At 55.8% G+C, this 25,716-nt stretch carries 20 protein-coding genes and 1 pseudogene; 11 read left to right on the top strand and 10 right to left on the bottom strand.

Annotation, left to right across the window (positions count from 1 at the left end; genetic code table 11):
• Positions 1 to 166: 166 nt before the first annotated feature.
• Positions 167 to 1,468, bottom strand: a complete 1,302-nt coding sequence (locus ACYZT9_RS15105; protein ID WP_462006234.1) for an OprD family porin — start codon at positions 1,466 to 1,468, stop codon at positions 167 to 169.
• Between the two features lie 253 nt (positions 1,469 to 1,721).
• Here ACYZT9_RS15105 and ACYZT9_RS15100 point away from each other — a divergent pair, with 253 nt between their 5' ends.
• Positions 1,722 to 2,342, top strand: a complete 621-nt coding sequence (locus ACYZT9_RS15100; protein WP_462006233.1) for a TetR/AcrR family transcriptional regulator — start codon at positions 1,722 to 1,724, stop codon at positions 2,340 to 2,342.
• Positions 2,343 to 2,483: 141 nt separating this feature from the next.
• Here ACYZT9_RS15100 and preA read toward each other — a convergent pair whose 3' ends face one another.
• The 3 genes from preA to hydA all read right to left on the bottom strand — a co-directional run bounded on the left by preA (position 2,484) and on the right by hydA (position 6,726).
• Entirely contained in the window at positions 2,484 to 3,758 is a 1,275-nt protein-coding gene (preA, locus tag ACYZT9_RS15095) for an NAD-dependent dihydropyrimidine dehydrogenase subunit PreA (RefSeq protein WP_462006232.1), read from the bottom strand.
• Positions 3,759 to 5,126: an NAD(P)-dependent oxidoreductase gene (locus tag ACYZT9_RS15090; RefSeq protein WP_462006231.1), complete on the bottom strand. Its 1,368-nt coding sequence runs from the start codon at positions 5,124 to 5,126 to the stop codon at positions 3,759 to 3,761.
• A 160-nt stretch (positions 5,127 to 5,286) separates the two neighbouring features.
• A complete protein-coding gene (gene hydA / locus ACYZT9_RS15085) occupies positions 5,287 to 6,726 on the bottom strand; it encodes a dihydropyrimidinase (protein WP_462006230.1) in 1,440 nt (479 codons plus the stop codon).
• Positions 6,727 to 7,275: 549 nt separating this feature from the next.
• Here hydA and ACYZT9_RS15080 point away from each other — a divergent pair.
• From ACYZT9_RS15080 to ACYZT9_RS15060, 5 genes are all read left to right on the top strand, one after another.
• Complete coding sequence (locus ACYZT9_RS15080; protein WP_462006229.1) at positions 7,276 to 8,760, top strand: NCS1 family nucleobase:cation symporter-1; 1,485 nt, start codon at positions 7,276 to 7,278, stop codon at positions 8,758 to 8,760.
• A gap of 140 nt (positions 8,761 to 8,900) precedes the next feature.
• On the top strand, positions 8,901 to 10,184 hold the full coding sequence (locus ACYZT9_RS15075; RefSeq protein WP_462006228.1) for a Zn-dependent hydrolase: 1,284 nt from the start codon (positions 8,901 to 8,903) through the stop codon (positions 10,182 to 10,184).
• 193 nt (positions 10,185 to 10,377) lie between these two features.
• Complete coding sequence (locus tag ACYZT9_RS15070) at positions 10,378 to 11,874, top strand: PAS domain S-box protein (RefSeq protein ID WP_462006227.1); 1,497 nt, start codon at positions 10,378 to 10,380, stop codon at positions 11,872 to 11,874.
• 176 nt (positions 11,875 to 12,050) lie between these two features.
• Positions 12,051 to 12,314 (top strand): DUF1652 domain-containing protein, encoded by a 264-nt coding sequence (locus ACYZT9_RS15065; RefSeq protein WP_462006226.1) that lies wholly within the window; start codon positions 12,051 to 12,053, stop codon positions 12,312 to 12,314.
• Between the two features lie 514 nt (positions 12,315 to 12,828).
• Positions 12,829 to 13,857, top strand: a complete 1,029-nt coding sequence (locus ACYZT9_RS15060) for a hypothetical protein (protein WP_462006225.1) — start codon at positions 12,829 to 12,831, stop codon at positions 13,855 to 13,857.
• A 288-nt stretch (positions 13,858 to 14,145) separates the two neighbouring features.
• Here ACYZT9_RS15060 and ACYZT9_RS15055 read toward each other — a convergent pair.
• A pseudogene (locus ACYZT9_RS15055) lies at positions 14,146 to 14,442 on the bottom strand (SDR family oxidoreductase); the annotation flags it as partial.
• 297 nt (positions 14,443 to 14,739) lie between these two features.
• Here ACYZT9_RS15055 and ACYZT9_RS15050 point away from each other — a divergent pair.
• The 3 genes from ACYZT9_RS15050 (at position 14,740) to ACYZT9_RS15040 (ending at position 19,348) form a co-directional block, all read left to right on the top strand.
• Positions 14,740 to 15,504, top strand: coding sequence for a hypothetical protein (locus tag ACYZT9_RS15050; RefSeq protein WP_462006224.1), 765 nt, complete (start codon positions 14,740 to 14,742; stop codon positions 15,502 to 15,504).
• A gap of 629 nt (positions 15,505 to 16,133) precedes the next feature.
• Entirely contained in the window at positions 16,134 to 18,230 is a 2,097-nt protein-coding gene (locus tag ACYZT9_RS15045; protein WP_462006223.1) for a hypothetical protein, read from the top strand.
• Positions 18,212 to 19,348: a hypothetical protein gene (locus ACYZT9_RS15040; protein WP_462006222.1), complete on the top strand. Its 1,137-nt coding sequence runs from the start codon at positions 18,212 to 18,214 to the stop codon at positions 19,346 to 19,348. Before ACYZT9_RS15045 ends, ACYZT9_RS15040 begins: the two co-directional genes overlap by 19 nt.
• 559 nt (positions 19,349 to 19,907) lie before the next feature.
• On the opposite strand, the gene ACYZT9_RS15035 is transcribed toward ACYZT9_RS15040, so the two are convergent.
• The 5 genes from ACYZT9_RS15035 to ACYZT9_RS15015 form a co-directional block, all read right to left on the bottom strand.
• Positions 19,908 to 20,675 carry an SDR family oxidoreductase gene (locus tag ACYZT9_RS15035; protein WP_462006221.1) on the bottom strand — a complete coding sequence of 256 codons (768 nt, stop codon included), beginning with the start codon at positions 20,673 to 20,675 and terminating at the stop codon, positions 19,908 to 19,910.
• A gap of 25 nt (positions 20,676 to 20,700) precedes the next feature.
• Positions 20,701 to 21,768 (bottom strand): phosphotransferase family protein, encoded by a 1,068-nt coding sequence (locus tag ACYZT9_RS15030; RefSeq protein ID WP_462006220.1) that lies wholly within the window; start codon positions 21,766 to 21,768, stop codon positions 20,701 to 20,703.
• A 143-nt stretch (positions 21,769 to 21,911) separates the two neighbouring features.
• Complete coding sequence (locus ACYZT9_RS15025; protein WP_462006219.1) at positions 21,912 to 22,877, bottom strand: 2-hydroxyacid dehydrogenase; 966 nt, start codon at positions 22,875 to 22,877, stop codon at positions 21,912 to 21,914.
• Positions 22,878 to 22,989: 112 nt separating this feature from the next.
• Complete coding sequence (locus ACYZT9_RS15020; RefSeq protein ID WP_462006218.1) at positions 22,990 to 23,574, bottom strand: TetR/AcrR family transcriptional regulator; 585 nt, start codon at positions 23,572 to 23,574, stop codon at positions 22,990 to 22,992.
• Between the two features lie 29 nt (positions 23,575 to 23,603).
• Positions 23,604 to 23,987, bottom strand: a complete 384-nt coding sequence (locus ACYZT9_RS15015) for a tautomerase family protein (protein ID WP_462006217.1) — start codon at positions 23,985 to 23,987, stop codon at positions 23,604 to 23,606.
• A gap of 26 nt (positions 23,988 to 24,013) precedes the next feature.
• On the opposite strand from ACYZT9_RS15015, the gene ACYZT9_RS15010 reads away from it, so the two are divergent.
• Both ACYZT9_RS15010 and ACYZT9_RS15005 read left to right on the top strand, forming a co-directional pair.
• Entirely contained in the window at positions 24,014 to 24,229 is a 216-nt protein-coding gene (locus ACYZT9_RS15010) for a hypothetical protein (protein WP_462006216.1), read from the top strand.
• Positions 24,230 to 24,378: 149 nt separating this feature from the next.
• Positions 24,379 to 25,659, top strand: a complete 1,281-nt coding sequence (locus ACYZT9_RS15005; protein ID WP_462006215.1) for a serine/threonine transporter — start codon at positions 24,379 to 24,381, stop codon at positions 25,657 to 25,659.
• Positions 25,660 to 25,716: the final 57 nt, after the last annotated feature.

Here is a 25,716-nt window from a genome sequence, read left to right as displayed (position 1 = left end):
GTCAATCCGGTTGCGCGGTTTGCCTGAAGAAATGGAGGTCCGTTTTTGGGGGCCGCTTCGCGGCCCAACGGGGATAAATCCCCTCGCCACAGGGATCTCCTTTACCACACTCATCCCTGCCACAGGCAAACCCCTTCCACACGAGTTGTGTCAGCTTGCAAAAGTTTTACAACAACGAAATCGGATAGCTGACGAAAAGGCGGTTTTCATCGAATTCGTTGGTGCTGAAGGATTTACGGATGCTCGCGTTGCGCCATTTTACGTTGAGGTTTTTCAGCGGTCCGCTCTGCACGGTGTAGGCCAGTTCCGATTCACGGCCCCATTCCTTGCCGTCGGTAATCGTTCCTGCGTGCACGTTATCGCCGCTGATGTAGCGGTTCATCATCGTCAGACCGGGAATGCCGAGTGCCACGAAGTTGTAGTCATGGCGCAGTTGCCAGGATTTTTCCTTGGCATTGTCGTAGCTGGAGTTGTAGCTGTCGTTGGCAAGGGTGCCGCCGCTGGTGCCGTTGACGCGCATCCAGGCATCGTCGCCGCTGAGTTTTTGCAGGCCGACATAGAAGGTGTTACCGCCGTACTTGGCTGAGAGCATGGCGAACGCGGTTTTGTTGTCGAGGTCACCGGCCAGGGCACTGCCGTTTTCCTTGCCGATGAAGTAACCGAGGTTGGCGCCGAGGGTCCAGTCGCCAATCGGCTGGCTGTGACTCAGGTTGAAATACTGCTGTTGATAGAGGTCGCTGAGTTCCGCGTACCAGACCCCGACCTGGGTACGCTTACCGTTGAACGCATATTCACCGCCTCCGAAGTTGAAACGGTCCGAGGCAAACGCCGCCGATTTGCCGTTCATAAACATGTTTTCCATGCTCGCATCGTTGCGCGGGCTGTTCTGACGGAACTGACCGCCGTAGAGCGTCAGGCCGTTGATCTCGGTGGACGTCACCTGGCTGCCGCGAAAGGTTTGCGGCATCGAGCGGCCGTCGTCGGAGCGCAGAATCGGCAGCACCGGCATCCATTCCCCGACCTTCAGTTCGGTTTTCGAGATTTTGCCTTTCAGCGCCACGCCCATCCGGCCGAAGTTATCGGCAGGGCGTCCGTCGTCGTGGATCGGCAGCAACTGGGTGCCGCCCGTGCCTTTGCCACCATCGAGCTTCTGCGAGTAGAGACCGAGCACATCCACGCCGAAACCGACCGGCCCCTGCGTGAAGCCGGATTTGGCGTCAAGGATGAAGTTCTGTGTCCATTCTTCAGCCTTGCCCTGAGGGTAAGCCGGGTTGGTGTAGTTGCGATTGAAGTAGGCGTTACGCAGGTTCAACGTGGCCTTGGCGTCATCGACGAAACCTTCGGCGTTGCTGGTCATGGGCATGGCGAGTACGGCCAGGCTGCTGCAACCGATCAGGCTCAGGGTATGACGGCGAGCGAAGGTTGGGCGAGGGGTGCAGGCGAAGGAATGACGGACGTGCTTGCTCACAGTGACGCTCCCGTTGTTTCTTGTTTTTATTTTCGTTATACGTCGTCGTACAACATTGTGGCGATTATTTGCGAGGGTTTCAGGGATTGTCAATCAGAAGTTGTACGATGACTTGGCGGTGACGTATCAACCTGGGTGAAGCGGGCTTGCAGGCCCGCCGCCCGCGCGCGGCTGTACGAAGTTTCGTTTGCACCTGTCGCCGCGAGGTAGAGCGGATGCTAGTCTTGAGCAACGCTGGTGTCCGGGAGCCCTCATGGGCAATCACAAGATCGAGATTCGCCGCAGTAACGTCGAAAAAATTCTGCTCGGGGCCGAAAAGGTCTTTGCCGAAAAAGGCTTCGGCGGCACCGCCATGGCCGACATCGCCGCTGAAGTGCAATTGCCGCGCTCCAATCTGCATTACTACTTCAGCACCAAGACCGAGTTGTACAGCGCCGTGCTGTTCGATTTGCTGGAGGTGTGGAAGCAGGATGCCCTGTGTTTCGAGATGTTCGATGACCCACGCGTAGTACTCAGCAGCTACATCCGCGCCAAGATGAACCACTCCCGCAGCCGGCCTTACGGCTCGAAAGTCTGGGCCAACGAAATCATCCACGGCGCGCCGACGTTGGGCGTAGCGCTGGACGCCAGCCTCTACGACTGGGCCAAGATGAAAGAGGCGAAGATTCGCCAGTGGGTGGACGACAAACGCATCCTGCCGGTGGAGCCTTCAAGCCTGTTGTACATGATCTGGGCCTCGACCCAGCATTACGCTGACTTTGACCATCAGATAAATATCCTGAACGATCATCAGCCGCTGTCGGACATGCAGTTCGAGCGGGCGGTGCAGACGGTGACGAGTGTGATTTTGCGGGGGATTGGGTTGGAACCTTGATTTCTCGGGTGTAGCTGCCGGCCCTTCGCGAGCAAGCCCGCTCCCACAGTGGTTGTATGTCGTACACAAATTCCGTGTACACCAGAGATCACTGTGGGAGCGAGCTTGCTCGCGATGGCGCGAGTTAAGGCACCGCAAATTTCAGACTACGACGTGATACGGATTCCTCGGATCATGGTTCCAATCCAGAAACGGCTTGCCATTCTCCATCGGCACCATCTCGATACAATCCTGCACCGGGCAAGTGATCTGGCACAAATTGCACCCCACACACTCCTCATCAATCACTTCATATTTATGTGTGCCGTCCGTCTGCTTGACGCTGGCCACCGCCTGATGCGAGGTGTCTTCGCAGGCGATATGGCAACGCCCACAGCCAATACACGCTTCCTGATCAATCTTCGCAATCACCTGATAGTTGATGTCCAGGTACTTCCAGTCCGTGGTATTGCCCACGGCCCGTCCGGAAAAATCCGACACCCTGGCGTAGCCCTGACTGTCCATCCAGCGTGACAAACCGTCCTTCATCTCTTCGACAATGCGGAAACCATGGAGCATCGCCGCCGTGCACACCTGCACCGAGCCGCTGCCCAGCGCGATGAATTCCGCCGCGTCGCGCCAGCTGCCGATGCCGCCGATGCCAGAGATCGGCAGGCCCTGAGTTTGCGGATCGCGAGCGATTTCAGCGACCATGTTCAGCGCAATCGGCTTCACCGCCGAACCGCAATAACCGCCGTGGGTGCTTTGGCTGCCTACTGTTGGGTTGGCGACCATGCGCTCCAGATTGACGCTAGTGATCGAATTGATCGTGTTGATCAGCGACACCGCATCGGCACCACCACGATGGGCCGCCCGGGCGGCGACGCGGATGTCGGTGATGTTCGGCGTGAGCTTGACGATGACCGGCAACGAGCAATAGCTCTTGCACCAGCGCGTGACCTGCTCGACATACTCCGGCACCTGACCGACCGCTGCGCCCATGCCCCTCTCCGGCATGCCGTGCGGGCAGCCGAAATTCAATTCAATGCCATCGGCACCGGTGGCTTCCACCAGTGGCAGGATGTGTTTCCAGGATTCTTCGACGCAGGGCACCATCAGCGACACGATCAGAGCACGATCCGGCCAGTCCTTTTTGACCTGGGTGATTTCCCGCAGGTTGATCTCCAGCGAGCGGTCGGTGATCAGCTCGATGTTGTTGAAGCCCAGCACCTCACGGTTGGCACCGAAGTGCGCCGAGTAGCGCGACGACACGTTGACCGCCGCCGGGTCTTCACCCAGGGTTTTCCAGACCACGCCACCCCAACCGGCCTCGAAGGCGCGGACCACGTTGTAGGCTTTGTCGGTCGGTGGCGCGGAGGCCAGCCAGAACGGATTGGGGCTTTTGATGCCAGCGAAGACAATCGAAAGATCGGCCATTTACGCTGCCTCCACGTTGAGCATCAGTTGAGCGTTGATGGCCTCGGCGGCCAGTTTGCCGTGCTGCACCGCCTGCACGGTGAGGTCCTGATCGAGGCTGGTGCAGTCACCGCCGGCGTACACGCCCGGAATGCTGGTGCGCAGGTTTTCATCGACCTGAATCCGATCGCCCTGACGCTTGAGCTCGCGAGCCAGCGGATCGCTGAGGGCGCTTGAGTCGAAGGCCTGGCCGATGGCTTTGAAGATCGCATCGGCGGCCAGTTCGAAGGTTTCGCCAGTGGTTTGCAGACGACCTTCCACCAAATGTGTGCGGGCGAAGCGAATGCCGCGCACGTTGCCTTGATCATCGAGCAGCACTTCTTCGGGTTGCGCCCACGTCAGCAATCGCACCTGATTGGCTTTGGCGATCTCTTGTTCGTGGTGGGTGGCGCCCATGTCCTCGACACCGCGGCGATACACCAGATTCACATCACGTGCGCCGAGGCGGGCCATTTGCACGGCCATGTCGATGGCGGTGTTGCCGGCGCCGAGGACGATGCAGTGGTCGGCTAAAGGCAGTTGTGTCAGGTCATCGGCCTGGCGCAATTCACGGATGTACTCGGTGGCGGGGAGCAAGCCTGGCGCATCTTCGTGGGCCAGTCCCAGCTGTTTGCTGGCGTTGAGGCCGAGGCCGAGAAACACCGCGTCGAATTGCTGATGCAGTTCGCTGAGGGTCAGGTTTTCACCGAGTTTTTGCCCATGACGGATTTCGATTCCGCCGATCTGCAGCAAAAACTCGAGTTCCTTCTGCGCGTAATCGTCCACCAGTTTGTACTTGGCGATCCCGTATTCGTTAAGGCCGCCAGCCTTTTCCCGTGCTTCGAAAATCACCACGTCATGCCCGCGCATGGCGCTGCGATGGGCGCAGGACAAACCGGCCGGGCCGGCTCCGACCACTGCAATGCGCTTACCGGTCGCTGCGGCGCGAGGGAAGGGGTGTTCGCGAAAGTGCGCGTTGTCCACCGCGTAGCGCTGCAACAGGCCGATCAACACTGGCGCGCACTCATGGGCGTTGTTGCGCACGCAGGCTTGCTGGCAGAGGATTTCCGTCGGACAGACCCGGGCGCAACTGCCGCCGAGGATATTCGCCGAGAGGATTTTCTGCGCCGCGCCTTGCACGTTGTCCTGATGGATATTGCGGATGAACGAGGGAATGTCGATGTCGCTCGGACAGGCATTCACGCACGGCGCGTCGTAGCAATACAGGCAGCGCGAAGCTTCCAGATGCGCCTGGCGGTCGTTGAGCGGCGGCGCCAGATCGGTGAAATGACCGGCGAGGGTGCCCGCATTTTCATAGGGGTGCGGGAGGTGGTTCAGGGTCTTGATCACGGTGTTGGCCTCACGGTTATTTGAGGTGCTGCCTCTATCGGGCATTGGTTTTTTGTTGTCTGGACCGGCCCCATCGCGAACAAGCTCGCTCCCACAGGTTTTGTGAACGCCTGAGATCCCTGTGGGAGCGAGCTTGCTCGCGATAGGCCGAAGGCCGCTGTCAGCGTTTCACTGCAACCGGCTGATTCAACTCCGCCCGCTTGCTCAGCAAATCAAACACCGCCGGATACGCCGGTCTTTGGACATACCGCCCGGCCCCACGCTCGGCGCGCAAATCACCATCGGCCCAGACCACCCGGCCCTGGCTGATCGTATGGCTCGGTACACCGCGTACGGTCTTGCCTTCGAAGATGTTGAAGTCGACTTGCTGGTGATGCGTCTTCGCCGAAATCGTCCGTGTACCCTCGGGATCCCACAGCACCAGATCCGCATCGGCACCGACGCGAATTGCACCCTTGCGCGGGTAAAGGTTGAAGATCTTCGCGGTGTTGGTGGAGGTGAGCGCCACAAAGTGCTGCATCGACAAACGCCCGGTGTTCACCCCTTCATCCCACAGCACCGCCATGCGGTCTTCGATGCCGGCGGTGCCATTGGGGATCTTGCTGAAGTCATCACGCCCCGCGGCTTTTTGCTCGGCGCAAAAGCAGCAATGGTCGGTGGCGGTGGTGTGCAGGTTGCCGGATTGCAGCCCATGCCAAAGCGCCTCCTGATGACCGCGAGGACGGAAGGGCGGGCTCATCACGTAACCGGCGGCGGTCTGCCAGTCCGGGTGTTGATAGACGCTGTCGTCCAGCAGCAGATGCCCGGCCAGCACTTCACCATAGACTTGCTGGCCCTTGCTGCGGGCGTAGGTGATTTCGTCGAGGGCTTCCTTGGTCGAGACATGCACCAGATACAGCGGCGTGCCCAGCGTTTCGGCGATACGGATCGCTCGACTCGCCGCTTCACCTTCAACTTGAGAAGGGCGCGACAGCGGATGCGCCTCAGGCCCGGTCATGCCCTGCGCCATCAGCTTGCGTTGCAGGTGATAAACCAACTCACCGTTTTCCGCATGCACGGTCGGCACGGCGCCCAGCTCCAGGCAACGCTCGAAGCTTGCCACCAGCGTGTCATCGGCCGCCATGATCGCGTTCTTGTAAGCCATGAAATGCTTGAAGCTGTTGACGCCGTGATGGCTGACCAGCTCAGCCATTTCCTCGCGGACCTGCTCGCTCCACCAGGTGATCGCGACGTGGAAACCGTAATCCGAGGCCGACTTCTCCGCCCAGCCGCGCCACTGATGAAAGGCCTCCATCAATGACTGCTGCGGGTTGGGAATCACGAAGTCGATGATCGATGTGGTCCCCCCGGCAAGACCTGCCGCCGTGCCGCTGAAAAAGTCTTCACTGGCCACGGTGCCCATGAAGGGCAGTTGCATGTGCGTGTGTGGATCGATGCCGCCGGGCATCAGGTATTGGCCGCTGCCGTCGAGCACTTCGGCACCCGCAGGAACATCCAGATTTTCACCGATGGCTTTGATCACGCCGTCGGCGCAATAGACTTCGGCGCGATAACTTTCATCATGGGTAATAACGGTGGCGCCACGGATCAACAGAGACATTCCGAGTTCCTCGCAGGCAATGACCGACTGGTGCCGGTTCTAAATGTTTTATATGAAGCAGACGTAACAGGAATATTCCTGTCAATGCTGTCAGGAATAGAAGCTAGTATGAGTTATGAGAATCAGCAAGAATATTTTTCATAAACATATAACTTAATTAACTAATTGAAATATAAAGACTTAAATGATTAATCACCAAAATGGTTAGGCGTCGAACCATTTTGACGCACTTGACAGGTTCCAAAAATGGTCAAGATTTCTTATGTGAAATCAGCCGCTTGAGGATGGTCTATGGTTGATGCGCAACTTAAAAAAAAGATCGATGCACCAGATTGAGTCCTGACGGTTCGGACAACTTGGCTGGCCTTTAGCCTGGGTGAACAGACAAGTCCCCGAGGACTCACTAGGTACATAAATAAAGCTGATAAACATCAGTGATTTACAAAGTTTTTATGGAACTGCCCGATGCGCAATCAGGGAGCCCGGCACGTTTATTGATGCCGCCAGCCTCTGATGAGCAAAAATAATTCAAAGAACAGTGGAGCGGCCATGCAACAGATCAGATCGCAAGTGACCGAGCGCAACGGCTTGTTCGAGCTCGAAGCCGGCAGCGACGTCCTCGACAGTCCCCGTTACAACCACGACATGGCACCGACCAAGGTGCGCGAACGAACCTGGAACAAATGGCACATCACCGCCCTGTGGGTCGGCATGTCGATCTGCGTGCCGACTTATACGCTCGGCGGGGTGCTCACCGCGTATTTCGGCCTGAGCGTCGGTGAGGCGCTGCTGGCAATTCTGTTTGCCAACATCATTGTGCTGATCCCCCTGACACTGAATGCTTTCCCCGGCACCAAGTACGGCATCCCGTTTCCCGTGCTGCTGCGCTCGTCATTCGGCATTCTGGGTTCCAACATTCCCTGCCTGATCCGCGCACTGGTGGCGTGTGGCTGGTTCGGTATCCAGACGATGTTCGGCGGGCTGGCGATTCACCTGTTCCTGGGCTCCGTGTTCGAAGGCTGGAAATCCCTCGGTGGCACCGGCGAAGTCATCGGTTTCATGATCTTTTGGGCGCTGAACCTGTGGGTGGTGATCCGCGGCGCCGAGTCGATCAAGTGGCTGGAAACGCTCTCCGCTCCACTGTTAGTGCTGGTAGGTGTCGGGCTTCTGGTATGGGCGATGCCTAACGTGTCGATGAGCGAATTGCTGGCGATTCCGGCCAAGCGTCCCGAAGGGGCGAGTGTGGTCAGTTACTTCGCCGCCGGTTTGACTGCGATGGTCGGGTTCTGGGCTACGCTGTCGCTGAACATTCCGGACTTCAGCCGTTATGCGCAAAGTCAGAAGGCCCAGATCGTCGGGCAGATCATGGGCTTGCCACTGACCATGTTCCTGTTCGCCTCGCTGGGCGTGGTGATGACCGCTGCATCGGTGAAACTGGTGGGCGTGACTGTCTCCGATCCTGTGACGTTGATCGGCCATATCCAGAGCCCGGTCTGGGTCGCGCTGGCCATGGCGTTGATCATCATCGCCACGCTCTCCACCAACACCGCCGCCAACATTGTCTCGCCGACCAACGACTTCCAGAACATCGCGCCAAAGGTGATCAACCGCACCAAAGCGGTATTGCTCACCGGGCTTGTGGGGTTGTTGTTGATGGGCCATGAACTGCTGAAAAAGCTAGGGCTGATTGTCTCGGACGTGAGCCTGGAGACGGTCTATTCGAACTGGTTGCTGGGGTATTCCAGCCTGCTCGGCCCGATCGCCGGGATCATGGTGGTGGACTACTTCCTGATCAAGAAACAGCAGTTGGATCTGGCCGGTCTGTATCGCGATGACGTTTATCCGGCGTGGAACTGGTTCGGATTTATCGCCTTCGGTGTGCCGGTGGTGTTGACGCTGCTGTCGCTCGGCAGCGATGCCTTCAGCTGGTTTTACAGCTATGGCTGGTTCACCGGCTCGTTGTTGGGCGGGTTGATCTATTACGGGTTGTGCTCGATGCGGCCCAGTCCATCCGTCGCAAAATCTGCGGTGTAAGGAATGCCCCCATCGCGAGCAAGCTCGCTCCCACATTTGGAATGCATTTCCCTGTGGGAGCGAGCTTGCTCGCGATGACGGCCTCAAAAACACAAAAAAATGCCGGAACAAACCTATAAGAACAGCCTGAGGAGATCACCATGAACGCTGCAGTTGACGTTCTGCAATCCACCCATCAGCACATCAACCGCGACCGCCTGTGGCAGTCGCTCATGGAACTCGCAAAACTCGGCGCCACCGTTAAGGGCGGCGTCTGTCGCCTGGCCCTGACTGACCTCGATCGCCAGGCCCGCGACATCTTCGTCAAATGGTGCGAGGAGGCCGGGTGCACCGTCAGCATTGACGCCGTCGGCAACATCTTCGCCCGCCGCCCCGGCCGCAACCCGAACTTGCCTCCGGTGATGACCGGCAGCCACATCGACACCCAGCCCACCGGCGGTAAATTCGATGGCTGCTTCGGCGTGCTGGCCGGCGTCGAAGTGCTTCGTACCCTCAACGACCTCGGCGTGGAAACCGAAGCACCGCTGGAAGTGGTGGTCTGGACCAACGAAGAAGGCTCGCGCTTCGCCCCGTGCATGATGGGCTCCGGCGTGTTCGCAGAAAAATTCACTCTCGAAGAAACCCTGGCCAAAGTCGACGCCGAAGGCATCAGCGTCGGTGAAGCCCTGAATGCCATCGGCTACGCCGGCTCACGCGCGGTCAGCGGTCACGCCGTCGGCGCCTATTTCGAAGCCCACATCGAACAAGGTCCGATCCTCGAAGACGAACATAAAACCATAGGCGTCGTGATGGGTGCCCTCGGCCAGAAATGGTTCGACCTGAAACTGCGCGGCGTCGAAGCCCACGCCGGCCCGACGCCGATGCACCTGCGCAAGGACGCCCTGGTCGGCGCCGCCGTGGTCGTCGGCGCCGTCAATCGCGCCGCCCTCGGCCATCAACCTCACGCGTGTGGCACCGTCGGTTGCCTGCAAGCCTACCCGGGCTCACGTAACGTCATCCCCGGTGAAGTGCGCATGACCCTCGACTTCCGTCACCTGGAACCGGCACGCCTGGATTCGATGATCGCCGAAGTCCGCGACGTCATCGAAACCACTTGCGAAGAACACGGCCTGACCTTCGAACTGACACCGACTGCAGATTTCCCGCCTCTGTACTTCGATAAAGACTGCGTCGAAGCAGTCCGCGGTGCCGCGCAAGGGCTCGGCCTGTCGCACATGGACATAGTCAGCGGAGCAGGGCATGACGCAATCTTCCTCGCGGAACTCGGCCCGGCCGGGATGATCTTCGTACCGTGCGAAGGCGGCATCAGCCACAACGAAATCGAAAACGCCGCGCCGGACGATCTGGCGGCGGGGTGTGCGGTGCTGTTGCGGGCGATGCTGGCGGCTTCGGCGGCGATTGCGGGTGGTCAACTGGCGGCTTGAAAAGCAAAAGATCGCAGCCTTCGGCAGCTCCTACAGAACGGCATGCATCCGCATAATGACGGGTGTATTCGGTTTATGTAGGAGCTGCCGAAGGCTGCGATCTTTTGATCTCCTTCTGCACGATCACCAACGCCAGCGGTCGTAATCTTCACAGGGCGCCACCCGTTGGCGCCACCGCAATTGTGGAGACCCAATGAGCCAGGACGTCCTGACCACCGAAACCAATCGCCGTCAGTTGCAGCAGATCATCGCCGGGCTATCCGACGGCGTGATTCTGCTGGAACTCGACAGGACCATTCTGTGGGCCAATAAAGCCGCGCTGGCCATGCACGGCGTCAGCCGGATCAGCGAGTTAGGCGCCGATGCCAAGGAGTACGCAAAACGCTTCGCCTTGCGTTATCGCAACAATCATCCGGTCCCGGCCGACAACTACCCGATCAATCGTGTGGCCCGTGGTGAGACGTTCAGCGATGTGCTGGTGGAAGTGACTCAGCTTGAAGATGAGGATCGCGTTTGGGTCCACAAGGTGCGCAGCATGGTGCTCTCTGACAGTCACGGCGAACCGGAGTTACTGGCGCTGATCATGGATGATGTCACCGAGTGGGCCAGCGCCGAGCAACGCTTCGAAAGGACCTTCAACGCCAACCCGGCTCCGGCAGTGATCTGCCGCCTCAGCGATTTACGCTACATCAAGGTCAATGCGGGTTTTCTGGAAATGACCGGCTACACCCGCGATCAGGTCATCGGCGTATCGACTTACGAGCTGGACATTCTCGAAGGCGCCGAAAAGAAAGAGCTGGCGATCGAGCGTTTGCGCGAACACGCCACCATTCCCCAGATGCAGGCTGAGCTGAAGTTGCCGGAAGGCGGCAGCAAACAGGTGATCGTCGCGGGCCAGCCTCTTGAGCTCAACGACGAAGACTGCATGCTGTTTTCCTTCGTCGACATGGAACCCCGGCATAAAGCCGAAGTTGCCCTTCGCCAAAGCGAGGAACGGTTCGCCAAGGCTTTCCGCCTGACGCCAATGCCGATACTGGTGTGCAGCGCGGTTGATCAGGTGGTGCTGGACGTCAACGAAGCGTTCCTCGAAACCCTCGCTTATCCAAGTGAAGAAGTGCTTGGCAAGACCATTGCCGAAATCGATTTCATCTATGACGCGGGCGCACGCACACGACTGTTCGCGACGCTGGAGAAAACCGGCAGCCTGGATCGCATCGATGTTCGGGTGCGTAAAAAAGATTCCGAACTGATCGAATGCTCAATTTCGGCTGACACCGTGAACATTCAGGATAACCCTTGCTATCTAGTGGTGTTGATGAACATCACCGAACGCAAACGCACGGAGCTGGAGTTGGTGGCAGCCGTCGAAGAGGTGATGAAAGATGCCTCTTGGTTTAGTCGCACGCTGATCGAAAAACTCGCCAACGTGAAAAGCGTCAACTCGCCGAAGTTGCCCAGCATTTCCTTCACCGAGCTTACCGCCCGGGAGCGCGACGTACTTGGCCTGATCTGTGAAGGCCTGGCCGACAAGGAAATCGCTGCGCGCCTGAAACTGGCCCCCAATACAGTGCGAAACCACGTGTCGACGGTTTATTCCAAGCTCGATGTACACAGTCGCAGCGAGGCGATCGTCTGGGCGCGCGAGCGGGGATTGTTCTCCGGCGAATGGCGGCAGAAAGGGACGCCGTAAGGTGCAAATGCACTAACAGGACCAGTGCAAATTAATGTTCAGGTGGTGGGCAGTAGTTCTTAAGCTGTGGCGGTGAGACACGATTCCTCAGGTCGCCTTCGAAACACGAAAGGAAACTCCCCCATGATCACCTACAGAGCGCATTGGCTTCCGCGTCCCCGTCAAGGTGAGTCGCAATGATTTCCCTGGCGCAATTGCGTATGCAACTGGAAAGCAGTTTTTCGCCGCTGGCCTGTGAGTGCACGCTCACGGGGGATCATTCGTTGACCGTTAAACTCTATCACCCGGTGTCGGGGCAGGTGGATCTGGTGGTTAGCGGTTTGAGTGTAAGCACGCTCGGCAACCCGGTTGCCGTGCAGGCATTGATCGAAGAGCTGCGCTACGAACTCGAAAGCAACACGCTGCATCAATGTGCCCCCCGTGCATTCGGAAATGACTGACAGTTCAGCGGGAAGAGCAGATTATTTTTTCTGTGGCCCGATCGTGGACTTTCCAGCGTAGTTTTGTTGTCACAAAAAATGAGTACATCATTTCTCGCAGGTCAGCCTAATGAACAGTCTTGGGAAACGCGTTTCTTCACCGTTATCACTCGCCTTCTGCGCCGCCTTGCTTGGCGGCTGCGCCAGTCCTCCACCTCCGCCACCAGCCGCACCGCCGCCTGTTCCCCAACGCACCTGTGAAACGTCTGAAAAGACAGATGTTTTGGGTGATGCAAGAGCCGAAGGGCAGGTGACAAGGGAGACCACCTTGACCCGCTGCGTAACTCAATAATCCGTTTCGGGCAGATCTCGATACGAGTTCGGCATGGAGTTTAGGTGCGCTGTGCAAATCTAATTTTTTATCGCCATTTGTTCTAATCGAACTGTCAAATCTGACAGTTCCACAAAAATGGATTTGTCTTGATAGTCGAGTGGCCAACCTTTTTCTCGCCATTACAATTATCGGGACGACTCCATGACCAACGAAATTAGATCGTCAGCCAATCCCAGTTCCTGGGATGATGTAAAGCTGTTCGTCAACGATACAGAAGGACCGATTGACGCCCCGTTACATTTAAGAAGTGGACAGACAACCATCGTGGAGTTGAGGTCGGAGTCTTTGAATGGGCGTGAGGTGACTCTCTATAATGCGGATAATAATGATGAGCTAGTCGAGCCTGATCCGGCATATCGTACTTCGGTAAAGTTTATCGACGGTATTGCCAAATGGACGATAAAACAGGATGACCCTGTCAGTGGTCAGCTGAATTGGGTCGTTGTGAGCAAGGATATATCACTACCAATGGTGCTTAAGAGTTATGTGCTGCCATCGAATATAGATCAACAAGTGGAGGTTTTGTTAAATGGTGACCCAATACCGCCAGCCGGGAAAGACTTCATAGGGGGGAGAACCATAAAACTCAGCTTGCGGTACCTCAACGGCGAGGTGTTGAAAGGCTTCCCCCTGGCGTTGGGCGTAGTTCCTGATGCTCCACTTGTACCCGATGACATACCCAGTGAACCAGAGCACGGGGAGTTAACGGTAGAGCATGAATGGGATCTAATAATTCCCGAAAAAGTTGGATCGTTCAAACTTAAGCTGTACAGCAGACATGCGACGACTTCGCTACAAACTCCGACTATTTGTATTCGGGGAGAGTTGGAGAGGGTGGACTTTAAGTTCTTGAAAAGTTATGACAGCGACGAGGCTGAGATTCTTCCGGTTCCCCCTGACGAGCTTTTGTGGCCTGACAAGACCTTGATTATGGGCTGTGGAGCTATTATCAAGGACTCGCGGGGTGTGCCGTTGAGCGATGTGACTATAACCGTCCAGCAGCCAGATATTGAAAATATGGTTTGGAAAACGAAATCCACTGGGAGGACGGTTATTTTTCTTGTAAATGATAGACCTGACGTCGGCCGTACTTATGAAGTGGTTGGGGTGGCATCACTTCCAGATGGGGAACGAACGATAAAGTTACTAGTTAGAGCTACAGGGGGTTAGTCAGCAATTAAAGTTGACGCAGTTCCGGAGTGGGGAACAGACATAGAATGCCTGGATCGCAAGTTCACTTCGTATTTCACGATCAATGAGACTGTTAGTGGCTTTGTCAGGATGGTCATCGTTAACAGTTGCGTTGAGGTTTGGTCGATGCTGAAAATATGAAATTAGCTACGAATCGGGTGTTCGAAAGCTTCTTTCCATCGTAAAACTGATCGACCTCGGCTTGCCTACAAAAGCGCTGAAGGCCATTCGTCGGCAAGTCGAGTCGTCATAAATTCAACTCAGCTCTCAGGACAGAAAACCACCATCCACATTCAACGAAACCCCAGTCGTATAACTGGAAGCATCACTCGCAAAATACAAAACCGCCCCCGCCATCTCACTTGGATCCGCCACCCGCTTCAGCGGAATCTGCGCCAGCGCAATATTCAAAATTGCCTGATTCTTCACCAGTGCGGAAAGCAAATTTGGTATCCGTCAACAACGCGCTGCAGCGAATCCCGAACTGCGCACATTCCTTGCCAATCATGTTTATTACAGCCGCTTTAATCACGAATAGATGCCCTGGTAAATTCCCGGCGTTATCGTCAGCTCGGTCCGTTTTAATAAGCGTCGAAATGCGCCGATGAAACGCATTCCGCATAGATGAAGCGCCGGCGGTTTGCTATGACGCTGATGTGTGGAGTACGGTAATCGCCTTATCGAAATACGTTCTAGGTGCACTGTCAGATCTGACAGTTAAGCTAGGAGCTAAGCGAGATTGAAATTTGTTATCGCACTTTGATCTAGTTGAACTGTCATGTTTGACAGTAGCTAATTCGTTCATCCTTTCTCATAGTAGGCCGTGTCTTTTAGCACGCTATTGTCAGAGGGGTTTTGATCATGAAAACGGGAACGGGTTCTAAATCGTTAAAAAAAACTAACGGGTGGGAAGATGCAACCATACGCAAGGATGGCAACGAGCAGCCGCCGGGTACGACGATTCAATTTAACTCTACTAAAACAAGCATTTTGGAAATTGTTTCGGACTCTTTGGACGGCGAGGACATTAGACTGGCGGTTGTCGACAGCCAAGGCGACAGGATTGAAATAAAGCCCGAGGGTTGGGTGCGTGTAATCGAGGGCGTAGCGGAATTTACAGTCACTCCGAAAAGTCTTTTCGGAGGAGCCACGCTCATACTCTATGCTCAGAGCTTTGCAGAGGTATTGGAGTTTCCATGTATTGTCTTGCCGCCTCCGCACCCTTGGTATTTTGCTTCTTCATTTTTCATATTTGGACCGAGCTGGTTCATGCCCATACCTCACTTGGCAATTATTCCCGTTAAAAACCATGGCAGTAGTTATACAGTCGTTTTACATCCGCAAGGGGATAGTCTGCTAGGCAAAGAAATGGTGTTGAAAGTGAGTGGGACGGGCGTTTTGCCTGTCGTGACGCCAACGGCACCTCAGGTGATGAAAACAGAAGGCATTGCCTGGAAAGTTTACTTTTCAGATCTCACGCAGGTAGCGGTAGTGATAACGAGCCCTACTGTTGATTTGTCAACCGGATTCACCTTTGTTCCCAGCTCAAATGAGAAAATGGCCTCTTCTGGAGAGTTGGACTATCAAGCGGTACTTCAGGAGTTTATGAGTTCACGAAGAGACTAGAACTACAATCGCGTGGGCATTCCAGGATTGCTGCATGGCGTGCTCACCTCAATGACCGCAGGCATTTTTACTGGCAGATTGTGCAAGTAATGTCGGGATGGGTGGTGTGTGCGGTTGGCTGAGCTATAAGAAACAGGTGGGGTATTACTCTGTGATCGGACCGTAGATGGCGGAAATCCAGAAATGTCACAGATACCTGACCATCATTTGCCACGCGTCAGCCTATGAATTGTCTTGGAAACCGCGTTTTCTTACCAGTGTCGTTAGCCTTCTGTGCCGCCGTTCTCGGCGGTTGCGCCAGTCCTCCGCCTCCGCCGCCAGCCGCGCCGCCGCCTGTTCCCCAGCGCACGTGGAAAACGTCTGAAAATACCGATGTATTGGGTGATGCAAGAACTGAAGGCAGGTGTCCTGGAAAACTACGTTGACGCGTTGCGTCACCCAATGAAATCCAATTCCGACGCAAGCCGTTCCGTTGGGATCGGCTAATAGGCGGTGCGTATACTGTACCCAATTATTTATCGCAATTCGTTCTAATAAAACTGTCAAATCTGACAGTTATGCAATCTCTTTTTCTTCTCGATAGTGGGGTGGTCAGCCTTCCCACATCATCCCGATTATCGAGATTCGCCATGACCATCAAAATCAATACCGGATTATCCGCCCCCGTTCCTATGTATATCTGCCACGGGGCCGAAGGCGAGCAATGCCACACCTTAAGTATCAAGCCTGACGTCGACAGCCCTTGGGTCAATCAACAATTCAGCTGCCATGACATCGTCGGTGATCCGTCGTCCTTAATTAGGGTGGAGCCTGAACGCGGTGAGTTTCAAAACTTCCCACTGGCCGGGGCCGAATTGAAACTCCACTGCCCGGCGAATGGCCAGGATCGCGATTTGGAATTGCGATTGCGCAGCGAGTTTACGGCCAAGCCCTACGTGATTGCTTTGAAATTGGGGCATTACCGTTGTGACTTTAAGAGCAAGCGCCCCCCAATCGGTGCTCCGGTGATTGGGCAAAAAGTGACGGCAGCCGTCACGGTCGAATCGTTTTACACAAAAGCAGCGGTGGAAAACGTCAATGTTGTGTGGACGATTGGAGAACAGGTGATCACCGTCCCAACATCCTCAGCAGGTGTCAGTGAGTTCACTCACACCGTCGCCAACGAGGGCACGCAGACGATCACGGCAACCCTCTACAACCCGTATAACGACGAAACAAAAACGGAGGAGTTTTCATTCAAGGGGTATTCGAGTAGTCCTTGGGAACAGGCCAAGTTGTTCATCAACGGTAAGGAAGTGAAGTTCGGCGCTCCTGTCGGATTGATTCGCGGGGTCGCAAACGAGATCACTGTAGAAGCGCCTCTGGAGATTGCGCAGCAGCTGATGCTCGGTCTGGCTGATGCGGGAGGCCTGAACGTCCAGGCATCTCCCGACTTCGAAACGCCCGTCAACCCAGAAGGTGGCAAGTTCACTTGGCAGATCATAACGGGCGCAGGTATAAGTGGCTTTCTTATACTGGTTTTTTTTAGTCGCGAAGTGTTGATTCCATGGGAGCTTCCGTGTTGGGTTATATCAGGCAACCTAGCGGACGAAGTAAAAAATATTGTGGTGGATGGTGTCGCGTCGCCGCCCGCCGAAATCCTTTTTTTCAGGAATGAGCCTCAGACGGTTGCATTGACGTACAAGCCAGGCAGTCCCCTTAATGGTCTTCCGCTGCAATTGGTTGGCACGCCACTCACCGGAGTGCAACCTGGCAATCTGGTAGTGACCCCAACCGAAGAAAGTCCCAATCATACCTGGATCGTTAAATCTCACACCGACAGCGGTACCTTCCAATTGGAGTTGAAAGGACTTGAAGGTACCCGCGGCATCACGCTGCCAGTTTGCAAGGTGATGTCGCGCGCCGTGGGAGATGAAGTGGAGTCGGTTCTGTTAGACGATAAGCCCTACCTAGGTGACGCAGTGCTTTTCAGAGACGAGCCTCGGACTGTCGCTTTGAAATTCAAACCGAACAGTCCCGCGGGAGGCTATCCGTATGTGGCGAATGCTGTTCCGGTCTCCAATTTGCAACCCGCCGACATGAAGGTTACGCCGGTTCCTGCCAATCCAAATAGTTGGACAGCTGAGGTCGTCAACAAAAGCGGCATTTTCAAGATAGTGGTGTCGGGGCCGGACATAATAAGCGACTTGACGCTACCCGACACCAGAGTGTTATCGCAGAATCTTACAGACGAGGGGGTATTGAAAATCGACGGCGTGGTCCCGGAAGCTAACCACCTATTCTTCAGGGGGAAAGCGCGGACTGTCGAATTTGTACCCCGCGCCGGCAGTCCGGTGGCTGGATGGCCCGTCACACTGAGATGTGCGATCAAAACAGGTCTGGACCCTGCCAACGTCGTGAGTTCGCCAGCTTTCGGCACCCCGCAAACGACGTATCGCTGGGGCGTGACCGGGTCCACCAAGAGCGGCACCTTTCAGTTGAGCCTCGCGGGCAAGGATATGACCACCCCGATCACTGGGCCAGTGAGCACGTTGCTGTCGGACAATCCGGCTCATGAGTTCGACGCAAAAATCGACAATGTGTTGATTCCAGAGGAAGGAGTTGAGTTCACTGGAGGCACAGCTAGGACACTCACGCTAACACCCAAGGCCGGGAGCCCGGTGGTCGGTCATCCGATGATGTTGCAGTGGGGGGGGGCGTCGATTTGGTGGAGGCGGATATCGTAACTACCCCGGCATTTGATATTAAAACGACGACTTATCGCTGGACGATTCTGCCTGCACCAAAAAACGGAACATTTGCTCTTCGCTTGTCGGGCGACAATATGAAGACGCCATGGCCGTTGCCTACTTTTACAGTGAAATCAAGTAGTCTTGATGAGTTTGAATTTTCGTTCGATGGCAGGAAAATACCGACTACCACCACTGCTTTAGTGTATCGAGGCGTTGAGTATACATTTGGACTATTACTTCCGAAAGACAGCCTGCTAATTGGGAAAAAAGTCACCCCCGTCTGGGGCGCATCGGGTGCCAACCTGGGCGTCACTCTAGAACCGGCAATCGGCACTGAAGTAACTCTAAGGGAGCGCACTGAATGGAAAGTCAAGGGAGGGGATATTAGGGATGGATTGTTTTCTGTTAAGTTTTCAATAGAGGGTTTTGCCCAGCAGCTGGAATCGAAATTTAGTTTGGCTTATCACCGTATTATAATAGCTTCTATATCCACTGAGGACGAGTTAGTTGCAAAAACACTTATAACCTTCGAGGCGAGAATTGTATTCGAAGCTGATCCTAATTTTCCTGTGAAGAATGCTCAAGTAAGAGCGGTCGTTTTGGGTATTCCCTTAAGCTTTCCGGTCGACAGTAACGGCGTCGCGTTGATTCCTATAAGGCCGCCTACACCAAAAGCATATACGCTGGAGGTTCGCGCGAATGTAAAAACGGAGGATGATCCGGTTGTAGTTTTTTATGATTTTGAAGTAAGTGCCAATCCTGATCCTTCGGTTTTTCGAAACAACACGTATTTGCTACTTACGAACATAGGCACTTATCCAATTGTTCTCAGTCATTTGGGATATTATCTACTGCCACGTAATATGCGGGGGGTGTTAATTATCGATTTGAACGTGGGTGAAAACGTTGTTAGTGGTAAAAAAGTCGGGATTAGGATTTCTCCTCTGGTTCCAGCTCCGGTGTTTAGCCCGGCGTTAGAGACTCTCAGAACGATAGATAGTAACGGATTGAAATGGAATTTTGACGCAAACAATAATACAACGACGTTCATTTTGGAGTTTTTTTGTCAAGACTATCCAGATTCGTACAAAATGGTTTTTGAATTTAAATAATCGGGCGAGAAGCTTTTGAGGTGGGGTATTGAAATAGTGATAGTTGGTGTGAGGGATTTCCGTCACAGTCAAGTCATGCAGGGCAGGTTTAATCTGACTTTTGTGATGGGTGGTTTGTTAAGTTATAGTTAAAAGGCAGGCTTGGCTGCCTTTTAACTATTTGATGAATTAGATCGCTGAGCGCCAAGACTTTCGCCTGGTGCATCTCTATTTGTTTACGGGGCAAGATCTGCAGTTATAGTATTGCCTGCGATAGAGATTATGGAGCAACTACTTCTATGTATAGTGAATGCCGGATCACTGTGCATTAAATAGATACCTTTTTGAGGACTTCCCCCTTCACTGCCAGATATGAATGTTTTGTTGGATAATCATTCCGCATTAACGGCCAGAGCGGTTGTAAAATTATTTTCTCAGCCAGTCTTCAGGGTGCTGCTCCTAGCTCATCAATGCAGCGCGTTTTTCGCACTAAGCTCATAACATGTAAAGCGCGATATACACGCTTCACATGATTGGCATTGGTCACACAAACCAACCATTTGTTCAGCCTGTGAGGTAATCAGGACAAAAACCCCCCATCCACATTTAACGAAACCCCAGTCGTATAACTGGAAGCATCACTCGCTAAATACAACACCGCCCCCGCCATCTCACTCGGGTCCGCCACTCGCTTCAGCGGAATCTGCGCCAGCGCAGTCTTCAAAATCGCCTCATTCTTAACCAGCGCAGAAGCAAACTTGGTATCCGTCAACCCAGGCAACAACGCATTGCAACGAATCCCGAACTGCGCACATTCCTTGGCAAACACCTTGGTCATGTTGATCACCGCAGCCTTGGTCACCGAATAGATGCCCTGGAAAATCCCCGGTGAAATGCCGTTGATCGACGCCACGTTGATAATGCTGCCGCCACCGTTGTCGCGCATCAGCTTGCCGGCTTCGACGGACATGAAGAAGTAGCCACGGATGTTCACGTCGACGGTTTTCTGGAAGGCCCCGAGGTCGGTGTCGAGCACATTGCAGAACTGCGGATTGGTCGCGGCGTTGTTGACGAGGATGTCCAGGCGGCCGAACTGTTCGCGGATGCCGGCGAAGACCTGGCTGATCTGTTCCATTTCACCGATGTGGCAGGCGACAGCAGTGGCTTTGCCACCGGCAGCGATGATCGCGTCGGCGACGTGCTGGCAGCCGTCGAGTTTGCGACTGGAAACAATGACATGGGCGCCTTGCTGGGCCAGGAGTTTGGCGATGGCTTCACCGATGCCACGGCTGGCGCCGGAGACGAAAGCGATTTTGCCGTCGAGGTCGAACAACTGAGTCTTGGACATGGGTTTTCCTTTTAGAGGGCCTGGATCAGAGGCTGGATTTCTGGATGACCTGTACGCTCATTTGCTCGAGCAATTTGTTCATGTGAATGAACTGCGCGAAGCGTTTGTCCTGGGTCTGACCATGGAAGAAGCGGTAGTAGATCTGCTGCACGATGCCGGCGAGGCGGAACAGGCCGTAGGTGTAGTAGAAGTCGAAGTTGTCGATCTGGATGCCCGAACGTTGGGCGTAGTAATCGACGAACTCGCGGCGGGTCAGCATGCCCGGAGCGTGGCTCGGCTGACGGCGCATCAGTTGCACGGGCGCCGGGTCGTCGGCTTCGATCCAGTAGGCGAGGGTGTTGCCCAGGTCCATCAGCGGGTCGCCGAGGGTGGTGAGTTCCCAGTCGAGCACGCCAATGATCTGCATCGGGTTGTTCGGGTCGAGGATCACGTTGTCGAAGCGATAGTCGTTGTGGACGATGCTCGACGTCGGGTGATCGGCGGGCATCTTGTCGTTGAGCCAGGCCTTGACCGCTTCCCACTGCGGCGCGTCAGGGGTCAGGGCTTTCTCGTAACGGTCGCTCCAGCCTTTTATCTGCCGCGCCACATAGCCTTCGGGTTTGCCGAGGTCGCCCAGGCCATAGGCCTTGTAGTCGACCTGGTGCAGTTCGACGAACTTGTCGATGAAGCTTTTGCACAGGGCTTCGGTTTTCGCCGAATCCAGGCCCAATTCCGGTGGCAGTTCGGCGCGCAGGATGATCCCCTTGACCCGTTCCATCACATAGAACTCGGCGCCGATCACTGATTCGTCGGTACAGTGCACGTAGGCTTTAGGGCAGTATGGAAAGCCGTCGCGCAGTTGATTGAGGATACGAAATTCGCGACCCATGTCATGGGCGGATTTGGCTTTGTGGCCAAATGGCGGCCGGCGCAGGACGAATTCCTGTTCGGGGTATTCCAGCAAGTAGGTTAGGTTCGACGCACCGCCGGGAAACTGGCTGATCTGCGGCAAGCCGCTGAGGCCAGGAATGTGGGCCTTCAGGTACGGATCGATCAGGCTGGCATCGAGTTCTTCGCCGGTGCGGATACGGGTGGACTGGTCAGTAAGCGCCATGCTTATCCCTTCTGCTTATTCTGGAGGCCTGAAACTATTGGCTAATCTAATGCGCACACCCGGCCCCCACAACCATGATCGCCCCTTATAGGTGAGGGTGTTGCCGGGCAATCATTGCTTTTGATACACCTGTTTGAATGGTCCTACAGAACGGCTTTGTTCTCGGACACCGGCAGGTCGATGGGGGTGAGCACCGGTTCGCCGGAAAAGTACGCCATCAGGTTGCGCCCGACGAGCTCGACGGTGCCCCGAGTCGCTTCGGGGGACAGGCCCGCGACGTGCGGCGTGAGAATCACGTTGCTCAGTGATTTCAGGGCGTCCGGCACCTGCGGTTCATTATCGAAGACATCCAGCGCCGCGCCGGCAATGCGTCGTTGCTCCAGAGCGCTGATCAGATCGGCGGTCACCACTACGCTGGCCCGGGCGATGTTGACGATGAATCCGTTGGGCCCCAAGGCATCCAGCACAGATCGGTTGATCAGGCTTCGGGTGCCGAGCCCGCCGGGCGTGGCCACCACCAGGAAATCCGAGGCGCGGGCCAGTTCCGTCGGTGTCGAGCAGAAGCTGTACGGTACGTCGCTGCGGTGCTGGCGGTTGTGGTAGCTGACGGTCATGTCGAAACCGTTGGCCGCGCGTTTGGCGATGGCCATTCCGACAGCGCCGAGGCCGAGAATGCCCAGGCGTTTGCCGGCCAGGGAAGGGCGCATGATTTTCGGCCACTCGCCTCGGCGCACGGCAGCATCGCAGCGGGGGATGTCACGCACCATCGCAAGCAGCATGGCCATTGCATGGTCGGCCACCGAAGAGGCGTTGACCCCCGCGCCACTGGTCACCGTAATACCCCGGTCGGCAGCGGCCTGCAGGTCGACCTGTTCGTAACCTGCACCCATCACGCAAATTATTTTAAGCGCCGGCAGTGCAGCGATTTCATCGGCATACAGGCCCAGCGGGCCGCGGGTCAGCACTGCATCGATACGCGCGCCGTGGGTCGAAATGGCCTCCGCCCGCTCGGCGGGGGTTGGCGCCAGAATCAGGTGAAAGCCCTGATGTTCGAGAATCGGCAAGTAATCATTGATGGTTTCGACCAGTACCAGAACGTTTGCGGGCATGCTGGGCTCCTGTGGCTTGAATATCCTTAGAGATTGCTGGCTTAAAAACGCATTGGCGACGACCAAAGATCGCAGCACTGCCAGATGATCATAGCGGAACAGGAGCGAGAGGTTACTCAGCTGTCAAAAAGGTGCGTGCAGCCTGCAGGATTTCATCGGACAACGGGTCGCCACGGGAGGCGCGCGCCAAGGTCAGCGCGCCGACCATGAGGGAAAATTGCACCAGCGCCTGCCGACGATCACAGGCGTCATCGCCGGTGTTCATCAGGGGAGCGAACGTGTCGAGCAATGAGCCGAGGCCTTCCATGAAAGTTGTGCGCAGGCCACTTTCCGCAGTTTCGTGGCACATGTCCCCGGCAAACGCCGCCACCGGGCAACTGTCGCCCGGATTGTCGCGGCTGGCGGCCGACAAGTAGGGTGCGATCACGGCTTGGCGGGCGGCGTTCTTGTCTTCATTGGCGGCGATCCATTCCTTCCAGCGGTCTGCCGATTGCTGGAATGCGCGGCCGCTGGCCTCCTGAGCCAAGGCTTCCTTGGACTCGAAATGCCCATAGAAACCGCCATGGGTCAGGCCCGCTGCCGCCATGACGTCGATGACGCTGATGCCGTGAACCCCCCGTTCGCGAAACAGGCGCGTGGCCGCTTCGACGATGATCTCGCGGTTGAGTTCGGCTTGCTTGCGGGAAACACGGGGCATTGGCGGCTCACAAAGATGAAGGATGGCGGTCAGAAGGCGTACTGGGCAATTCCGTTGCCGAACGACCAGTTTTCTTTTTTCACTTCGACCAGATTGATGAATACGTCCTCTAGCCGCACCGCCAACTCTGCGTTCAGACTCTCGGCGATGGTTTTGTAGAGCAGCTTCTTCTGCTCGACGGTTCGGCCTTCGCTCAGGGTGATCTGAATCACCACCAGTTGGTCGGTACGATTGATCCCCAGGTATTGCGGATCAAAGATGAAGTGCTGCTCATCGTGTTCGGCGAGGATCTGGAAATTATCGTTTTCCGGCACACCGATGGCGCTATGCATGGCGGCGTAAATCAGCTGGCCGATGCGTTTGGCGTGCGTGGGGTCCTGATGCTTTTTGATGTCGACGCGAACGAGTGGCATGGCGTTACCCTCAATGAGTCATGAAGATGACTTTAAAATACATGACGTCAGACCTTTATCAAGCTGAAGCTGCGTTTGACGATGAAACGCAGGTGCCCCAAATCTCCAATGCGCTGAATATCCCTGTGGGAGCGAGCTTGCTCGCGATTGCGGTTAATCATTCAACATTGCTGTCGACTGACTCGCCGCCATCGCGAGCAAGCTCGCTCCCACAGGTGGGGCGTATTCGTATCATCATCTGATCCGTACACCCACTTCTCAGCTAAGTCTTTGCTTCTGCTCATTAATCCCGGACAATCGCGCCCCTGTTTCGGCCATGGCGCTGCCTGTCGGATTTTTCCGACTCGCCTTGGTCGGGTAGCAACTGACCGGAATGCGGAGATCCCACCGGATGAATGATCAGGCCAATAGTGTCAATGAACGCTATGTAGCGGCGAACCCTGTCAGCCTTGAGGGCTGGAGTCGCCATGACACCACCTGGATGCTCGGCCTGTTTGGTACGGCCATCGGGGCCGGTACCCTGTTTTTGCCGATCAACGCGGGTTTGGGCGGCTTCTGGCCGTTACTGATCCTGGCGTTGCTGGCGTTCCCGATGACTTTTTACGCACACCGTGGCCTGACCCGCTTCGTGTTGTCCGGACGCGAAGGCGCAGACATTACTGAAGTGGTGGAAGAACACTTCGGCATTAAGGCCGGTGCGCTGATCACCTTGCTGTACTTCTTCGCGATCTTTCCGATCCTGCTGATCTACAGCGTGGCGCTGACCAACACCGTAGGCAGTTTCCTTGAGCACCAGTTGCACATCATGCCGCCGCCACGCGCTGTGTTGTCGTTTGTACTGATCCTTGGCTTGCTGGCGGTGGTGCGTTGCGGTGAGCAAGTGATTGTCAAGGCCATGAGCCTGATGGTCTATCCGTTTATCGTGGCCTTGCTGTTTCTGGCGGCGTTCCTCATTCCGCACTGGAATGGTGGCATCCTGTCCACCGCATCGACGCTGCCTGAGCCGTCGGCGCTGTTGCACACCTTGTGGCTGGCCATTCCGGTGATGGTGTTCTCGTTCAACCATTCACCGATCATCTCGGCGTTCGCGGTGGACCAGAAGCGCCGCTATGGTGACCACGCCGAAGCGCGCAGCTCGCAGATCCTGTCCCGCGCGCACGTGTTGATGGTGGTGATGGTGCTGTTCTTCGTGTTCAGCTGCGTGCTGACCCTGTCGCCGGCGCAACTGGCGGAAGCGAAGGCGCAGAACCTGTCGATCCTGTCGTACCTGGCCAACCACTTCAGCAACCCGACCATCGCGTTTGCGGCGCCATTGATCGCGTTCGTGGCGATCTCCAAGTCGTTCCTTGGGCATTACATCGGTGCCAGTGAAGGCTTGAAAGGCTTGATCGTGAAGAGTGGCAAGCGTCCGGCACCGAAGACGCTGGACCGTATGACTGCAGCGTTCATGTTGGTGGTGTGCTGGATCGTTGCGACGCTGAACCCGAGTATTCTCGGGATGATCGAAACCTTGGGTGGCCCGGTCATTGCGGCGATTCTGTTCCTGATGCCGATGTACGCGATTCGCAAGGTGCCGGCGATGGCACGCTTTCGTGGTCAGGCGTCCAACGTGTTTGTGACGGCTGTTGGTTTGGTGGCTATTTCAGCGTTGATTTATTCGCTGAGTGCCTGATTGATCTGCGGGGCTGTATGTCCGTCTTCGCGGGCAAGCCCGCTCCCACATTTGATC

This window comes from Pseudomonas sp. ZT5P21, assembly GCF_054897785.1.
The sequence above is the reverse complement of the archived record's forward strand: the minus strand, read 5'-3'. Positions and strand labels throughout refer to the sequence as shown.

Bases quoted from the DNA above. Each gene is read 5' to 3' on its own strand.
- ACYZT9_RS15100 (WP_462006233.1), top strand. From the start codon at position 1,722: ATGGGCAATCACAAGATCGAGATTCGCCGCAGTAACGTCGAAAAAATT.
- preA (WP_462006232.1), bottom strand. From the start codon at position 3,758: ATGGCCGATCTTTCGATTGTCTTCGCTGGCATCAAAAGCCCCAATCCG.
- hydA (WP_462006230.1), bottom strand. From the start codon at position 6,726: ATGTCTCTGTTGATCCGTGGCGCCACCGTTATTACCCATGATGAAAGT.
- ACYZT9_RS15080 (WP_462006229.1), top strand. From the start codon at position 7,276: ATGCAACAGATCAGATCGCAAGTGACCGAGCGCAACGGCTTGTTCGAG.
- ACYZT9_RS15075 (WP_462006228.1), top strand. From the start codon at position 8,901: ATGAACGCTGCAGTTGACGTTCTGCAATCCACCCATCAGCACATCAAC.
- ACYZT9_RS15070 (WP_462006227.1), top strand. From the start codon at position 10,378: ATGAGCCAGGACGTCCTGACCACCGAAACCAATCGCCGTCAGTTGCAG.
- ACYZT9_RS15065 (WP_462006226.1), top strand. From the start codon at position 12,051: ATGATTTCCCTGGCGCAATTGCGTATGCAACTGGAAAGCAGTTTTTCG.
- ACYZT9_RS15060 (WP_462006225.1), top strand. From the start codon at position 12,829: ATGACCAACGAAATTAGATCGTCAGCCAATCCCAGTTCCTGGGATGAT.
- ACYZT9_RS15050 (WP_462006224.1), top strand. From the start codon at position 14,740: ATGAAAACGGGAACGGGTTCTAAATCGTTAAAAAAAACTAACGGGTGG.
- ACYZT9_RS15045 (WP_462006223.1), top strand. From the start codon at position 16,134: ATGACCATCAAAATCAATACCGGATTATCCGCCCCCGTTCCTATGTAT.
- ACYZT9_RS15035 (WP_462006221.1), bottom strand. From the start codon at position 20,675: ATGTCCAAGACTCAGTTGTTCGACCTCGACGGCAAAATCGCTTTCGTC.
- ACYZT9_RS15030 (WP_462006220.1), bottom strand. From the start codon at position 21,768: ATGGCGCTTACTGACCAGTCCACCCGTATCCGCACCGGCGAAGAACTC.
- ACYZT9_RS15025 (WP_462006219.1), bottom strand. From the start codon at position 22,877: ATGCCCGCAAACGTTCTGGTACTGGTCGAAACCATCAATGATTACTTG.
- ACYZT9_RS15020 (WP_462006218.1), bottom strand. From the start codon at position 23,574: ATGCCCCGTGTTTCCCGCAAGCAAGCCGAACTCAACCGCGAGATCATC.
- ACYZT9_RS15015 (WP_462006217.1), bottom strand. From the start codon at position 23,987: ATGCCACTCGTTCGCGTCGACATCAAAAAGCATCAGGACCCCACGCAC.
- ACYZT9_RS15010 (WP_462006216.1), top strand. From the start codon at position 24,014: ATGACTTTAAAATACATGACGTCAGACCTTTATCAAGCTGAAGCTGCG.
- ACYZT9_RS15005 (WP_462006215.1), top strand. From the start codon at position 24,379: ATGAATGATCAGGCCAATAGTGTCAATGAACGCTATGTAGCGGCGAAC.